This window comes from Mesorhizobium sp. M0960 (genome assembly GCF_040319055.1).
Classification (GTDB): Bacteria; Pseudomonadota; Alphaproteobacteria; order Rhizobiales; family Rhizobiaceae; genus Mesorhizobium.
On the sequence record NZ_JAMYNN010000002.1, the window covers coordinates 244,291 to 259,361 of the forward strand.

At 60.4% G+C, this 15,071-nt stretch carries 17 protein-coding genes; 3 read left to right on the forward strand and 14 right to left on the reverse strand.

The window, feature by feature from the left end; genetic code table 11:
* Positions 1-2: 2 nt before the first annotated feature.
* The 6 genes from phoB to pstS are packed head-to-tail and all read right to left on the reverse strand — an operon-like array spanning position 3 to position 5,211.
* On the reverse strand, positions 3-692 hold the full coding sequence (phoB, locus tag NKH63_RS06180; RefSeq protein WP_031194536.1) for a phosphate regulon transcriptional regulator PhoB: 690 nt from the start codon (positions 690-692) through the stop codon (positions 3-5).
* Positions 693-708: 16 nt separating this feature from the next.
* Complete coding sequence (gene phoU, locus NKH63_RS06185; RefSeq protein ID WP_023720927.1) at positions 709-1,416, reverse strand: phosphate signaling complex protein PhoU; 708 nt, start codon at positions 1,414-1,416, stop codon at positions 709-711.
* Between the two features lie 32 nt (positions 1,417-1,448).
* Positions 1,449-2,252 (reverse strand): phosphate ABC transporter ATP-binding protein PstB, encoded by an 804-nt coding sequence (gene pstB, locus NKH63_RS06190; RefSeq protein WP_352494192.1) that lies wholly within the window; start codon positions 2,250-2,252, stop codon positions 1,449-1,451.
* Positions 2,249-3,100 carry a phosphate ABC transporter permease PstA gene (pstA, locus tag NKH63_RS06195; protein WP_023720929.1) on the reverse strand — a complete coding sequence of 284 codons (852 nt, stop codon included), beginning with the start codon at positions 3,098-3,100 and terminating at the stop codon, positions 2,249-2,251. The genes pstB and pstA overlap by 4 nt, the downstream gene beginning before the upstream one ends.
* Before the next feature lie 3 nt (positions 3,101-3,103).
* Positions 3,104-4,090 (reverse strand): phosphate ABC transporter permease subunit PstC, encoded by a 987-nt coding sequence (pstC, locus tag NKH63_RS06200; protein ID WP_502896305.1) that lies wholly within the window; start codon positions 4,088-4,090, stop codon positions 3,104-3,106.
* 59 nt (positions 4,091-4,149) lie between these two features.
* Positions 4,150-5,211, reverse strand: coding sequence for a phosphate ABC transporter substrate-binding protein PstS (gene pstS, locus NKH63_RS06205; protein WP_031194537.1), 1,062 nt, complete (start codon positions 5,209-5,211; stop codon positions 4,150-4,152).
* 661 nt (positions 5,212-5,872) lie between these two features.
* On the opposite strand from pstS, the gene NKH63_RS06210 reads away from it, so the two are divergent.
* Complete coding sequence (locus NKH63_RS06210) at positions 5,873-6,223, forward strand: hypothetical protein (protein ID WP_023720932.1); 351 nt, start codon at positions 5,873-5,875, stop codon at positions 6,221-6,223.
* A 91-nt stretch (positions 6,224-6,314) separates the two neighbouring features.
* On the opposite strand, the gene NKH63_RS06215 is transcribed toward NKH63_RS06210, so the two are convergent.
* Entirely contained in the window at positions 6,315-7,307 is a 993-nt protein-coding gene (locus tag NKH63_RS06215) for a DUF2865 domain-containing protein (protein ID WP_352917710.1), read from the reverse strand.
* 332 nt (positions 7,308-7,639) lie between these two features.
* Here NKH63_RS06215 and NKH63_RS06220 point away from each other — a divergent pair, with 332 nt between their 5' ends.
* The gene (locus NKH63_RS06220; RefSeq protein WP_023720934.1) at positions 7,640-7,855 is read left to right on the forward strand and encodes a hypothetical protein; all 216 of its coding nucleotides are present in this window, start codon (positions 7,640-7,642) and stop codon (positions 7,853-7,855) included.
* A 137-nt stretch (positions 7,856-7,992) separates the two neighbouring features.
* Here NKH63_RS06220 and tolA read toward each other — a convergent pair whose 3' ends face one another.
* The 4 genes from tolA to NKH63_RS06240 form a co-directional block, all read right to left on the reverse strand.
* A complete protein-coding gene (tolA, locus tag NKH63_RS06225; RefSeq protein ID WP_352480865.1) occupies positions 7,993-8,379 on the reverse strand; it encodes a cell envelope integrity protein TolA in 387 nt (128 codons plus the stop codon).
* A gap of 381 nt (positions 8,380-8,760) precedes the next feature.
* Positions 8,761-9,651, reverse strand: coding sequence for a glutathione S-transferase family protein (locus NKH63_RS06230; protein WP_352588332.1), 891 nt, complete (start codon positions 9,649-9,651; stop codon positions 8,761-8,763).
* A 27-nt stretch (positions 9,652-9,678) separates the two neighbouring features.
* On the reverse strand, positions 9,679-10,260 hold the full coding sequence (locus NKH63_RS06235; protein WP_023720938.1) for a VOC family protein: 582 nt from the start codon (positions 10,258-10,260) through the stop codon (positions 9,679-9,681).
* A gap of 418 nt (positions 10,261-10,678) precedes the next feature.
* Positions 10,679-11,119, reverse strand: coding sequence for an SRPBCC family protein (locus NKH63_RS06240; protein ID WP_023678521.1), 441 nt, complete (start codon positions 11,117-11,119; stop codon positions 10,679-10,681).
* A 116-nt stretch (positions 11,120-11,235) separates the two neighbouring features.
* Here NKH63_RS06240 and NKH63_RS06245 point away from each other — a divergent pair, with 116 nt between their 5' ends.
* Positions 11,236-12,303: an adenylate/guanylate cyclase domain-containing protein gene (locus tag NKH63_RS06245; protein ID WP_352917711.1), complete on the forward strand. Its 1,068-nt coding sequence runs from the start codon at positions 11,236-11,238 to the stop codon at positions 12,301-12,303.
* Positions 12,304-12,997: 694 nt separating this feature from the next.
* Here the strand turns inward: NKH63_RS06245 and NKH63_RS06250 are convergent.
* From NKH63_RS06250 to NKH63_RS06260, 3 genes are all read right to left on the reverse strand, one after another.
* Positions 12,998-13,636, reverse strand: coding sequence for a glutathione S-transferase family protein (locus tag NKH63_RS06250; RefSeq protein WP_352588326.1), 639 nt, complete (start codon positions 13,634-13,636; stop codon positions 12,998-13,000).
* Between the two features lie 244 nt (positions 13,637-13,880).
* Positions 13,881-14,114: a hypothetical protein gene (locus NKH63_RS06255; RefSeq protein WP_352494188.1), complete on the reverse strand. Its 234-nt coding sequence runs from the start codon at positions 14,112-14,114 to the stop codon at positions 13,881-13,883.
* A gap of 97 nt (positions 14,115-14,211) precedes the next feature.
* On the reverse strand, positions 14,212-15,057 hold the full coding sequence (locus NKH63_RS06260; protein ID WP_352588427.1) for a DUF4238 domain-containing protein: 846 nt from the start codon (positions 15,055-15,057) through the stop codon (positions 14,212-14,214).
* Positions 15,058-15,071 lie beyond the last annotated feature (14 nt).

Sequence of the window (15,071 nt, forward strand, 5' to 3'; positions counted from 1 at the left end):
GGTCAATCTTCCCTGATCGCGTAGCCGGCACCGCGGATGGTGCGGATGACATCAGGCATGCGGCCGTTGTTGACGGCTTTGCGCAGCCGCCCGACATGCACGTCGACGGTGCGTTCGTCGATATAGATCGTCTCGCCCCAGACATTATCGAGTAACTGGCTGCGCGAGAAGACGCGGCCCGGATGCCGCATCATGAATTCGAGCAACCGGAATTCGGTCGGCCCGAGCCGGATCTCGGTCTTCTTGCGATACACCCTGTGCGATTCGCGATCGAGCACGATGTCGCCGACCTTCAGCACGCTGGACAGCACTTCCGGCTTGGCGCGGCGCAGCAGCGCCTTGACCCTGGCCATGAATTCCGGTGTCGAAAACGGTTTGACCAGATAGTCGTCGGCGCCGGTCGAAAGACCGCGTACCCGGTCGCTCTCCTCGCCGCGCGCGGTCAGCATGATGATCGGCAGCCGTTCGGTTTCGGGGCGCACCCGCAACCGGCGGCAGAGCTCGATGCCGGAAACCGCTGGTATCATCCAGTCGAGCACCAGAAGATCGGGCACATTCTCCTGCAAACGGATCTCGGCTTCGTCGCCGCGTGTCACCACCTCGACCTGGTAGCCTTCGGATTCGAGATTGTAGCGGAGCAGCACACCCAACGGCTCCTCGTCCTCCACCACCATTATGCGTGGTGCGATCATCGGCTGGGCACCCCCATCATGTCGCCGGTGCGGACATTGTCGTTTCGTCTTGCTTCGGACGATTGACCGGCAATTGCTCGCCGGTCAGCACATAATACGCATTTTCGGCGATGTTGGTGACATGGTCGCCGATCCGCTCCAGATTCTTGGCGCAGAACAGCAGATGCGTGCAAGCGGTGATGTTGCGCGGGTCTTCCATCATGTAGGTCAACAGTTCGCGGAACACCGACGTATATTTGACGTCGATGCGCTCGTCGGCGGCGCGTAGCTTGGCCAACGCGGCCGCATCGCCTGCAGCATACTCCTCGATGACGCCCTGCACCTGGATGAGCACCAGCTGCGCCATCGCATCGATGGAATGCGATAGGTCGCGCGGTGTGACGCTAAGGCCGACCGCACTCACACGCTTGGCGATATTCTTGGCAAGGTCGCCGATGCGTTCGAGATCGCCGGCCATGCGGATCGCCCCGACGACATGGCGCAGATCGTGGGCCATCGGCTGGCGCTTGGCGATCAGGGTGATGGCGCGGTCGTCCAGTTCGCGTTGACGCGCATCCATGATGGCATCGTCGGAAACGACGCGTTGCGCCAGCACGTTGTCAGAATTCAACAGGGCCTTGGTCGCCCCGCCGACCATCGAACCGGCGAGGTCGGCCATGTCGCGGATCAGCTTGCTGATCTGCTCGAGATCCTCGTCGAAAGAAGCGACTGTGTGTTCGCCCATGGTCCTGTCCTCATATGCGTGATCGGAACGGCTCAGCCGAAGCGGCCGGTGATGTAATCCTGCGTGCGCTTCTCGCGGGGCGACGTGAAGATCTTCTCGGTCCGGTCGAACTCTACCAGTTCACCCAGATACATGAAGGCGGTCTGGCGCGATACGCGCGCCGCCTGCTGCATGTTGTGGGTGACGATGACGATCGTGTAGTCGGCTTGCAATTCGTCGATCAGTTCCTCGATCTTGGCGGTCGACAGCGGGTCGAGTGCCGAAGCCGGCTCGTCGAGCAGAATGACTTCCGGCTTCACCGCCACGGTGCGGGCAATACAAAGCCGCTGCTGCTGGCCGCCTGACAGGCTCAAGCCGCTGGCGTTGAGCTTGTCCTTGACCTCGCCCCACAGCGCGGCCCGCTTCAACGCTTGTTCGACGCGGCCGTCCATTTCGGACTTGCCCAGATTCTCATAAAGCCTGACGCCGAAGGCGATGTTCTCGTAGATCGACATCGGGAACGGCGTCGGCTTCTGGAACACCATGCCGATCTTGGTCCTCAGGAGATTGAGGTCCTGCGAGCGGTCGAGAATGTTCTTGCCGTCGAGCAGCACCTGGCCCTCGGCTGTCTGCTTCGGGTAGAGTTCGTAGATGCGGTTGAACACACGCAGCAGCGTCGATTTCCCGCAGCCCGAAGGGCCGATGAAGGCAGTGACGCTGCGCTCGGGCAGCGACAAGGTGATGTCCTTCAACGCCTTGCTCTGGCCGTAGTAGAAGTTGAGGTTCTTGACCTCGATCTTCGTCTTCTCGGCGACCGTCTCGGTCATCGTCATGTCCGCGGACAACATCTGTGTCATCTGTCCTCTCTGCGTCCGGTAAGGCTGCGGGCGAGGATGCTCAAGCCCAGAACCGTCAGGGTGATTATGAGTGCGCCGGTCCACGCCAGTTGCTGCCATTCCTCGTAAGGGCTGAGAGCGAACTGGAAGATGGTCACCGGCAGGCTGGCCATCGGCGCGTTGATATTGCTGCTCCAGAACTGGTTGTTGAGCGCGGTGAAGAGCAGCGGCGCCGTCTCGCCGGAAATGCGTGCTATCGCCAGCAATATGCCGGTGACGATGCCGGACAATGCGGCGCGGTAGGCGACCGAACGGATCACCACCCAGCGCGGCGCGCCGATCGCGGCGCCGGCTTCACGCAACGCGTTCGGCACCAGGTTGAGCATGTCTTCAGTGGTGCGCACGACCACCGGAATGACCAGGATGGCAAGCGCAACGGCGCCGGCTATGGCCGAGAAATGCCCCATTGGCCGCACCATCAACTCATAGACGAACAAGCCGATGATGATCGACGGCGCCGACAACAGGATGTCGTTGATGAAGCGCACGACGGTGGTGATGCGCGAGAAACGCCCATATTCGGCCATGTAGGTTCCCGCCAGCACGCCGATCGGCGTGCCGACGACAACGGCGATGATCGTCATCAGCAGGCTGCCCGCGATTGCATTGAGCAGGCCGCCGGCCTCGCCTGGCGGTGGCGTCATCTCGGTGAAGACCGCGAACGAAAGCCCGGCTGTGCCCTTATAGACCAGTGCACCGAGAATGAGCGCCAGCCAGGCAAGCCCGATGCCGGCGGCGACGACGCAAAGCGCCATCATCACCGAATTTCTGGCTTTGCGGCGGCTGTGGAGCGATGAGGATGTCGACATCGGTCAGGCTCCCGTACGGGCGTCGATCCGCATCAGCATATAGCGGGCGGCGGCAAGGATCAGGAAAGTGATGACGAACAGGATCAGGCCGAGCGAAACCAGGGAAGAGGTGTAGAGATCGCCGTCGGCCTCGGTGAATTCATTCGCGATGGTCGCCGAGATGGTCGTGCCCGGCGCGAACAGGGAGGCGCTGATGCGGTGGGCGTTGCCGATGACGAAGGTCACCGCCATGGTTTCGCCGAGCGCGCGGCCGAGGCCAAGCATGACGCCGCCCATGATACCGATGCGGGTATAGGGAATGACCACGCGCCGGGTCACTTCCCAGGTCGTGCAACCGATGCCGTAGGCCGATTCCTTCAGCACCGCCGGCACCGTATCGAAGACGTCCTTGGTGATCGAGGTGATGAAGGGCAGCACCATGATGGCGAGGATCAGCGCCGAGGTCAGAAGGCCGATGCCGTAAGGAGGGCCGGCGAAAAGGCTGGATAGTCCCGGCACGCCGTGGAAGATGTTGATGATGAAGGGCTGTATCGTCGTCTGCAGGAACGGCGCGAACACGAACAGGCCCCAGATGCCGTAGATGATCGAGGGAATGCCGGCCAACAGCTCGACCGCTATGCCGATCGGGCGCCTGAGCGGGCGCGGGCAGAGTTCGGTGAGAAACACGGCAATGCCGATGCCGATCGGAACCGCGATCAGGATGGCGATGGCCGCCGTGACCAGCGTGCCGTAGATCGGCGCCAGCGCGCCAAATTTTTCCGTTACCGGATTCCAGCTTTCAGTCGTCAGGAAAGAGAACCCGAAGGACGACAGGGCCTGCCATGAGCCGGCAAACAGCGAGATTGCGACACCACCGAGGATGACCAGCACAAGAATTGCGGAAGCGCGGGTGAGTCCGCGGAATATGGCGTCTGTGAGCGCGAAGCGCCGCACCGTAGCTTCCCTGGCCCGGGCTGCAGATGATAGCATGGCATCGGAAGCGATGGTCATTGGGTCCTCGCGATTGAAGGCAACAGGGAGGGCGCCGTCGACGCCCTCCCTGGAGGAGATTACATAGCCGAGTAGAGCGGCTTGCCGTCGCTGCCGACGACTTCCTTGGCCCACATGGCCTTGACGCTCTCGACCACCTTGTCGGGCATCGGAACGTAGTCCAGCTCGCCGGCCATCTCGTCGCCCTTGTCGTATGCCCAGGCGAAGAATTTGAGCGCTTCGCCGGTGGTCGCCGCGTCGTCCGGCTTCTTGTACAGGAGGATCCACGTCGCCGCCGTCATTGGCCAGGACTCGGCGCCCGGCTCGTTGGCGAGGATGACGCCATAGCCCGGCTGCGAGCTCCAGTCGGCATTGGCCGCTGCCGCCGAGAATGCCGCCGCGGTGGGTTCGACCTTCTTGCCGTCCTTGTTGATCATATCGGTGTGGGTGAGCTTGTTCTGCTTGGCATAGGCGTATTCGACATAGCCGATCGCGCCGCCGGTCTGGGAGACGTTGTTGGCAACGCCCTCATTGCCCTTGGCGCCGATGCCCACGGGCCATTCCACGGCCTTGTCGACGCCGACCTTTTCTTTCCAGTCCGCGCTGACGTCGCCGAGGTAGTATGTGAAGTTGAACGTCGTGCCCGACCCATCGGAACGGTGAACGACCGCGATCGCCTGCGAAGGCAGCTTGACGTCGGGATTGAGCTTCTTGATCGCCTCGTCATCCCAGCTCGTGATCTTGCCGAGGAAGATGTCGGCCAGCGTCGGGCCGTCGAGAACCAACTCGCCCGGCTTGATGCCTTCGAGGTTGACGACGGGAACGATGCCGCCCATCACCATCGGGAACTGAGCCAATCCGGACGATTCAAGCTCTTCGCCTTTCAGCGGCGCATCAGAAGCGCCGAAGGTAACGGTCTTGGCTTTGATCTGCTTGATGCCGCCGCCGGAACCGATCGACTGATAGTTAAGCCCAATGCCGGTGTCTTTCTTGTAAGTGTCGGCCCACTTCGCATAGATCGGGTAGGGGAAGGTGGCGCCGGCGCCGGAGATGTCCGCGGCGAGCGCGGCGGACAGGGTGAGGGTAGTCGTCGCCGCAGCCATTGCAATCGCAACGGCCGCCGAGCGGATGAAATGTCTCATGTGGCCTGCTCCTGTTCGGAATATGGTCTCTCGGCGCCATTCCTCCGGCGCCCGCTGAGGCCAATAGCCCCCGATTATTACAGTCGCATGACAGTTTCATGTCGCTCCGGTAACGTCGTCCAGCCGGGTTAAGAAGGAACGGCCGCGGGCTTTGTCGGCATGGGCCGCGGTTTGCCGCTGGAATCAGCAGCTTGCGTGAATTCCGGCCGGCTTTGTCCGCTCGACGATAGCAGCCACTGACCTTGAGAAGAAAAAAGCCGGACGGGAGCGCGTTGCATGCAGCCAGAACGTGTCATGGCCGCGCCATCGCCGAAACAGGTCCGTTGGGGTAAATCTGACCCTGTTTCTTGCCGGCGGTCGCTGCTCCCGCCCGTAACTGGAGGAGCGGAACTTCGAATATCCCATTGTCGCGACTGAGCGCGCCATTGGGTATGGTGCGATCGCACCATGGCCTTACGCTGGAAGCGGTGACGAATCGCAAGGTTTTAACTCGCCTCGCGCTGGACCTCCATCCGCGCCCGACCCGGCGCTCGATCTTTCGAGCGGGGCCTTCGACTGGAAGTGCGACGATTTCTACTTCACCTTACCTACTCCCTCTGCACTATTCCGCCGGTTGTCGGTTGGGCCGAAGCAGCGTTATAAGCTTGCAGGGGTGTTGCTGATGTTTCGACGGATTCTGCCTGTCTTCCTGTGCCTGGCGCTGCTTCTGGGAACCGGCTGTGCGCGCAGCTATGACGGCACCGTGATCATTCCCAAGCCGCTCGATGTTCGCCGTTTCTGGGACCGGCCTTCTCCGCAGGCGCAAGCCGAACAGTCGCAGCTGGAGACCGATGTCTTTCCTGTGGCGCCTCAAACGCCGAAAAGGCCGGCGGTGCGCCGGAGCGCAGCTTCCGTTGCAGCGCCACGAAGGAAGGTCGCCAATCCGCCCATGCTGTCATCGGAGCCGGCGAAGCCGCTCACCTGCAGGAATGTCAGCCAGCCCGGCAAACGGGCCCGCATGGTCTGCGAATAACCAACCGGCCGTCGGTCGATGCGTGCGGCTGTAGGCCTTGAAGCGGCTATCCGGCCAGCCGTTCGCCGTCTCGGGACATCGCCTGCCGTGGTCAGTCCGCCGGGAAAAAGGCCGGCCCGACCACTCTCACCGGCCGCGCGCCGATCGCTCTTTCGACCGACTGATGCTGGGCAGCCCCTGGTACCTCGGCAACCAGCGTTTTTTCCCCTGCGAGAGCGGTACCGGCGGTTTGGATCCCGGATTCAGGAACTTCCGCGACGATGCCAAAATCCGGCTTTGCCGTCGGCAACGGAATGATGGCGTTGCTCATGTTGGCCGGTGTCACGGTTCGTGCCCTGAGTTCGGCGACGCGCTGGTAATAGCGCTTGACATCGCAGGCCTTGAAGTTCGCGTCGTCGCGGTACCTGAAGGCGGTCGCAAGCTCCACATAGGGCTTTTGCGTCTCGAGCGCGATCATCTCTTCGGTCTCGCGGGTGGCATCGCTCAGCGTATAGAGTTCGACGCCGGCATCGTCGCAGATATAGCGGCACTGATCGACCGTTTCCTTCAGATCGTCGTTCTTGGCGAACTGCGATTTTGGCGCGGGGAAGAAATATCCGTCCGACAAGCGAACGCAAAACAGCATCCGATTGCCACCCATTATTGCGCCTGCGGACTGAGGTTTTGGTGCTGTGCGCTGCTGTGCCTGCGGCTGGTTCTGCTGCGCCTGCTGCTTCTTGGCAGCGGGGGCGGCGCAGCCTAGCGCGACGAACCTGGCCTTCAGGCCGGAGGTGTCCCTGCCCGAATTCGACAGTCTGGCGATCTGCCGTTGCACCTCCGCCTTGCTGCTTACGAGGTCGGCGCAGGGGTTGAAGAAGAACCCGGCCGTTTTCGCCGTGCATCGGCGCTGTCTCTCCAGCCTTTGAATCGCGGCGAGTTGCCGGCGTAGTTGGGCAAGCTCGGGGCTGGTCCCGGCGCCACGCCCCGCCGAAAGCAATTGGCTCCTGATCGCGCCGCAGCTATCCGCATAGGAGGAGGACGTGCCGAGCGCAACGGCTATTGCCGACACCAGCATCAGAATCGTGAGAAGCCAGAAGCGTGTCATTGGAGCGACCATTGTCCTTGTTGCGCCGAGAACAGGATTTCTTTGTCGACTATGGATAAGTACTGGCTAAATCAGGTTTACCTAATTGAAGTAGACCGCACCGCCACCAGAGACTTTAGTTCTAGTGTATTATATCCGCTGGCGTAAATTCAATATTACATTTTTATTTCAAGATTGAGACGAACCGGCAGCAACGCCGGCGAACTCGCGCCACGGCGAAGTTTGAAGCACCCGGCCGGATCCGCACCGCGATCAATCCGGCGTTACCGGCCGGCCGTTGCTGAAACCTTAGCCCCACGTTCGGCGTTGAGCGGCCAAGGAGGAGACCGCAAATGTCGATTCATTTCACTGTCGCGGGCCTGACCAGGAATCTGTTCCATTCACTTGGGCTGGACCATGAACGCACACCGAGGCCGCTCGACCACGAGCAGAGGCTTTTGCTGGAGTGCTATCTCGCCGGCCAGATTCCGGAATCGGCCTGGAGCGACTATGTCTTCGAAATGCCGGAACTGGCGCGACATGTCGAGGCCAGACGAAGCCGCCACTAAAGCGCATCGCGGTCGACCCGGCCTCATGCGACGCGCTTAGGTTCTTGTTTTATGCATGTCGTTGTCGCAAAACCGCTGCACACTTTTGCTCGACATGCGCTAGATCCCGAAAAGTAGAATCCGGTTGTCGGAAAAGATCAAGGCGAAGCCTGCACTCGCGTTGCAGGCTGTTTTTGTTTGGGCGAGTTGAATTGCAGAGTGAACACCTTGCCCGGGATGCCTTCAGCCAGCGCCGGTGAAAGGCTCAACGGCAGGCAGTGGTCCACGGCCGCAATCGCCGCGTCGACAAAAGCTTGCCGCGCCTTGTCGTCGCCGGCCACGCGGATGGCGGTCGGCTTGGGCCGGCCGATCAGCGTGCCATTGCGCCTGAAGCTGAAGCTCAGGGTGACGGTGGAATTCCCGGCATTCGCTGGGGGGGTCCAGCACGCCTGGATGGCAGCCCCGACCTCGGGCATGGTGTTGAGCGTCGCTGCATTCGATTGACCGGCTGCACCCGCCAGCATGGCGCCTGCAATCACCACCATTCCAGCAATGCTTTTCATGACAGGGCCTCTGTCCTTGAACCGCCCTCGAGGACGTGACTAACTTCGATGGTAGGGCCGACATCGGCGATGACAAGGTGCCAGCAACGCGCTTCATCAGCCATGCAGGCGTCGGGAAGCGCCGTCGACCGCAACTTCGGCAGGGCTGCAACAAGCAAAAGGCCGGCGAGCAGCCGACCTTTGCTTTCCATCCGCGCCAGTACATCCGTGGTCGCGGGCTGGAGGTGGATACAGTAGAAAGGGTTTCGGTTAACGAAACCTTAAGCTCCCCACATCGTGCAAACAGGGGAGAGTAAAAAGAATTACCCCAGATCGTTACCGGCTCCTGCAGAACGTACGGACGATCGCCGGCCTGCACGTGCCTCAGGCGTTGGCCTGCGACCGCACATAGGCGATATAGCCGCGCACATCGCCGGCCGGCTCGGCATAGGCCTTGCCGAGCTTCTTCTCGATCGCCGTCATATAGTCTTTTGCCCATTGGGGCAGCGCATAGTCGATGACGGCGAGGAACTCGAGCGTCGCCGCCAGACGGATGTCGGCGATCGACGGGTTCTTGCCGCCGATGAACGGCTTGCCGTTCCTGAAGAAGCTGTGAAAGACCTCCAGCGGCTCGGCAATTGCGGCCGCCGCGGCCTTCTGGGCTTCCGATTTCCTGTCGGGATGAGCGTCGCTGTGGCCGACCTCGCCGGCATATTGCGGGAAATTCAGTGCTGGATAGGTGGCGCGCGCCACATAGGGGTAGAGCGTGCCGATCAGGTAGAACATGGCACTGTCGATCATTGCCCGCTTGGCGGGTTCCTTAGGGTACAATTTTTCCAGCCCGTGCTTGTTGGCGAGGTACTGCATGATGGCGCAGCTTTCCCACAAGACACCTCTCGGCAGGCCCTTGTCCTCGATCATCGGGGTCAGGTGGGCCGGGTTTCGCGCCATATATTCAGGCGAGCGCGTGTGGCCCCATACGTCGGTCTCGGAATGGTCGAGCCCGGCCGCGCGCGCAAACACCCGTACGCTCATATTGTTGACGCTCGGCTTCAGCATGCTGAGCATCAGCGCGGGTTTTTTCGCTGATTTCGCTACGGCCTTCCGCGCGGACTTCGCGGATGCCTTGGCTGCAGGTTTTGCGGCGGCTTTCGTTGCCGACTTGGCGGACGCTTTCGACGCCTTGGCAGCAGGCTTTGTCGCGGCCTTGGCAGCTGGTTTCGGAGCGGCCTTGGCGGCCGGCTTCTTCGCACTCTTCGTTGTCGTCTTTGCCATTGTGTCCTCCCTTTGTTTGGCCTGTCGTCAGTATGGATCTTTCGGAGCGCGGTCTTCCGACAAGGTCGCGCGGGAGCGCTCGACAAGCGCCTGGATCGCGTCGGCGAGATGCACCTCGGCTATTGCGTAGTCGCCGCGCGCGACGCGGATCTTGTGCGCCTGCATCAACACGTCGGCATGGGTGAAGCCCGCCGGCGGCTCGAAACGGTAGGAGGCGAGCTCGATCAGCAGGCCGAGCGGATCCTCGAAGTAGATCGAGTCCATGAAGCCGCGATCCTTGACGCCGCTGTGCTTGATGGCGCGCTCGTCGAGCCGGCCGACCGCCTGCAAAAAGGTGACGCGCGACACCGCGAAAGCGATGTGATGGACGCAGCCCGTATCGGTTGGCGTGCGCCGCTTGACCGGCGTGCGGCTCTCGTCGGTGAAGACGGTGATCAGCCGGCCGTCGCCCGGATCGAAATAAAGATGGCTTTCGCTGGCTTTGTCGAGGTTGGGCTGCTCGAAGATGAAAGGCATGCCGAGCACGCCTTCCCAGAAATCGATGGAGCTCTGGCGATCGGCGCCGACCAGCGTGATGTGATGGACGCCTTGTGATTGCAGCTTCTGCATCTGACTCCTCCCGGCCACGCCGTCTTGCCGCCGAACGGAAGTTCGGATGCCCAGTCGCGCTTGGATCAGCGCCCGGCATGTGACCGCGCCCGGCCTCGCTCGCCTGCGCTCCGCATTCCGCATCCTGCAGGAGTGCGGCCGGAGCTTTGATGAACGGATGCTAATTCAATCCGAGGCGTTGCGCCAGAAGCGCTGAGTTTCAAGAACTCCACGCAGGCGCCAAGAGCGGCACCGGGATCGCGGACGCCTTCGCCGAGCTCGCCGAAACGATCCGTCGCCGGCAGCTGTAATGGTGCGGCAGCCCGCAGGTCGCTGGGTTTCCCGAGCGGCCGGTTTGGCGACGGCAGGTCAAAGGGGCCTCGTTGACGCATGCCGCGCCTGGTTCGGATTACGGGCATCCGCGGCCCTTAGATGAAAATCACATATTCTTCATCGGCACGTCGGGATCGACATGTCCCCCATCGGCAGTGATCTTCAGCCGTGAGAGGTAGTGCTCCCATCCCCTTCGGTGGCTGTCACGCTCCTTTGCGTTCGGCAGTCCGCTGTGCGTGAAGCGGATCAGTGTCCCCGCATCCCTCGCGATCAGGTCGATCTCGACATGGCTGGAGCCGGGCGGCACGGTCTCGTTGTCTTCCCAGCCAAAACTGTAGGCAAGACGGTGGACCGGGATCACCTCGGTGAACTCACCGCGGGCCATATGGCGACCACCGACATTGACGAGGAACAGACCGCCCGGCGATGCATCCAAATTCGCTTCGGTCCCGATCCATCGCACGATCTGGTCCGGATCCGTCAAAAGCGCGAACACGGTCGCTTGTGGCGCGGCGACCTCAATCTCTGTGTAAACCGATTCCGCCATCGCTCACTCCAGGTCACATCCGCATCGAATACCGTGCATGATTGAAGCGAATGTGGGGAGTTGCAAGAAGATGTTCGAGGCGTAAGCATAAGCCTGTGCCGAGTGACCTTCTGCCGATGCTTCTCGCAAACTCGCTTTCATTCCTTCTGGACGACGCCGCGCATATTGGCGACGGTGGGCGACTTCTATTGCAGCTCTCAACGCATTTGATGGAAGACGGCCTGCCGATCATCGCCGGCGCGCTGGCGCAGGATGCTCCCGACCCGATCATTTCACGCCGCATCTGGCTCTGGCGAGCGCCTGGGAATGAAGTGGTCGAGGCTTTGGGCATAGGCGCCGACCGCCAGAATGCCGATCCCCGGCTCGTGCTGCGGGAGTGGCTTGGCACGACGCGGGCGATGGTGTTCGACGAGCGAGCGGGCGGTGTCGCACCGACTTTGGTGTGGGCGTTCGATCATACTCCGGATGAGGCGCAGTCAGAGCTGCTGCGGCAAATCTCCCGGTTTGCTGCGGCTCCGATGACCGCACTCGCAGAACGGTCCGCGAAACGCGCATTGCTCGAAGCATATTTGGGAAAGCGCAGTGCAGCACATGTGCTCAACGGTCATTCTCGTCGAGTAAAGGGAGAGACGATACGGGCTGCGCTTCTGTGCGCGGACCTTCGAGGTTTCACCGATCTATCCGAGGTTCATGATGCAGACGAGATCGTATTGGTACTTGATGCCTGGTTCGATTGCGTCGCGGGCGCGGTGCACGCATTTGGTGGTGAGGTTCTCAAGTTTATAGGTGATGGCGTCCTCGCGATTTTCCCGATTGGCGAGCGCGCTGCAAATGCCGCATGTGACGCTGCGGTACGCGCCGTGAAGGCCACGCGCGCCGGGATAGATCATCTCAACCAAACTCGGCGCCGCAATGGCGGCCCTGAGCTCGGATATGGCATTGGCCTGCATGTCGGCGAGATACTCTGGGGGAACATCGGCACTGCCGGCAGGTTGGACTTCACCGCGATCGGCAAGGCTGTAAATCTTGTCAGCCGCATCGAAGGGCTGTGCAAGCCGTTGGGACGGACGGTGCTCGCGTCGACAGTGTTCGAGGCAGAAACTACCGAGCCGATGATCGCCATGGGCAGTCATCCGCTCGGAGGAATAGCAGGCGCGCAAACACTTTTCGGCTTGCCGGAATAGATCGAATGGTTGAGCCCGCCGTGGATGTGTCGTTCGCAGCATATCTTGGTATCGTGCGAAGCCATGACTGAGAGAAATTCGAACGGCAAAGAAGCTACGATACTGCAACTGGAGTATGGCGCGTTTAGAGCCCAGCCATGCCGTCGGCATGCTTGCCGATCGCGTCGCCGGGGCCGTGGATAGTGCGCTGAGTCAAATCAGCCGGACAGCTTCAAACGGACGGAAGCCCGAATCCTCGCCAATCAGGCATCGGACATGCGGCGGGCAGCGTCACGGAACGGATAGTCGACACGGACGGCGCCATCTTGTTTCCTGAGGACCCAATACTCACATATGTCGCCCCCGTTTCGGGGCCGGGATACTTGAGCTATATTTCAGGGAAGGAGAACAACATGGGTGGCGTTAAGGTGGCAATGAGGCGCTTCCCCGCTGCCGCTATCGCTGGCCCCGAGCCGTGCCATCGGATGAAAGCTGCATCCTTGCCGGTAATGTCCTTCACCGATTTCAACAGGGTTCATGGACCGCTCGAAGCGCCCGATAATGGTCGCAGGTAGGCGATAGCAGCGGCCGGACAATGCTCTTGTGAAGCTGAGGCCGTAGCGTTGGTTTCCCGCTAAACAACGCTACCAGACATTTAAGTACGACCGCGTAGGATCGATGGTCTTGCGAATTTTTGGATTCGGCAACGCGACAGCTACTCCCAGAGGGATATTCCCTCTTGCGTTAAGGCTCGTTGCACAGCCGCTCGCTCCTCCAACCGACGTGCATGAGAGGTCCAAGCGGGGTAGGTATTTCGCATGTCTACGGCCATGCGATTTCCCCACCTGTAGAATACGAGCAAATACGGATCAACTATTGAATAGGACTCTCCTACGGCCCAATCTCGATCCGTCAACTTGGATTCTATAAGCGCAAACGCGGAAGCCAAGTGCTCCTTTCCTTTATGAACCAAGGGCTCGTACATCGATTGATCCGGTAAGAAAAAGTCGGCGCGCCAGATCATTCGGACGGCGACCGCGTGAACCGCACTCGATAGCCAGTTAAACCATTCGATGGAACGGATGATGTTTTCTGCATTCGCTCCCAGGAGCCGCGCGTCTGGATTCGTCAGGCCCAGGTGAAATAAGATTGCCGGCGCTTCAGTGAGAGTGAAATTGTCGGCAATGAGAACAGGGATTCGCCCTTTCGGGTTTAAGCGGTGAAATTCGTCGGTCTTGGCTTCGGGATGACCTGGCGACATCAACGCCAGCGAATAGGGCCTTCCAATCTCCTCCATGACGATGTGAGGTGCAAAAGAGCAAGAGCCTGGCGCAGCATGAAGTGTGTAATGCATCAATTCCTCCGAAAACCGCATCTTACCTGTTTCAATCTGTACTAAGTTGCCAACGACGTCTTGCTGTTGTTTAGCGTACTTCCAACGCTACGGCCTCAAGCTCTTCCGCAGCCGCCATGAAGCGGTCGATCTCGGCCTGTGCAAGTTGCTTGGATGGTTTGGTTCTGGCCATTTTGCGATCTCCGTTAAGTGGATCGCCGCACCGGCGCAAATGAGGACCATATTCCTAATTCGACCGCAAGAGTTATTCTGCCAGATGGTCCTGATCGATCTTGGCAATTACCCCCTCAAGAGCCTGGACTGCGCGCCTCGATATCTCAACATGAGCAGCCGTGGTATCGACTTTTCCCTTGCCTGGCTGAACAGTCCAAATGCCCGTTTTCCCTGCTTCGGCATTGGTGATGAACCGGCGCTCCTCTTCGAGCTGCTGGCTAAGTTCTTCGCGGAAAGCCTTCCACTGGTCTTTCGTTGCGGCCATCGGGTCTCCTTCCTCGCTGCCTTTCGGCTGAAAGTGACGCAGCTCTGCCGGGCGCGCAAGCGCCCCTCAACGGTTTGCCGCCTCCCCGCGAAGGGAGTTAGACCAAGTGTGAGGACGACTCCGTTCTTGTTAGGTAACGATCGACGAAGCTGGGCTCTGCGTCGCCATACACAAATTTCTTCGCTGTGGAGATGGTGGAGATGTTCGTGGCGTCTACCACGCGCCTATCGGGCATCTTAGCGATGTTTTCTGCGATTGACCGCGCGTTTGTTGCGAAAAAGGCGTGACCAGGGGAGATGGGGAGATTTATGAGACATTTCGGACGGTAGAGGTCTCCAATGCGTTCAAGTGGGTCGTCGCCGAGCATGAGAGGCCGACTTGAATTGCTGACGTCGCGTACTGTCCACCAGAAGGAAAGCAGGCGCTCAATTGGCCGGCTCTCGCCGATCATCTTGGACAAGGTTTCCATGCCAGAATTGGCCAATGCACTAGGTGCGTGATTCTGAGCCCATTCGAGTAGGTTTCGTTCGGGTGCGGACCCTTTTGCAGCGTCGAAGTCTGCATCGGGTTCCGAAAGTATTTTTTGCTGCATCTCTTCAATGCGCTTTGATATCGACGCGACAACATGAGGGACACGCAGCAGCGCCGCGTTCAGATAGATCGCCCACCAGTATCGTTCTTCAATGGAGAGCGATTTTGCCCCTCGAACGACCATCTTCTCGAGGATGGGTGCTGCTTTGTCGTCTACGAAACCGAAAACCCGTTCTTCCACAAGGTGGACCTTGTCCGCGGGGACGTGCTCCAAAGCGTAAAGACCTGGGACGTATCCGGTGGCAGCAGGAGCTACCCCCTTTCTAGTCAGTTTTCCATTGTGCTTGATTCTGCCCCATTGTGTCACATAGCCAGCAGTGTCGGCCCACCGCCGGAGGTGAAACTGCGGCACATAGTGATGGTCCC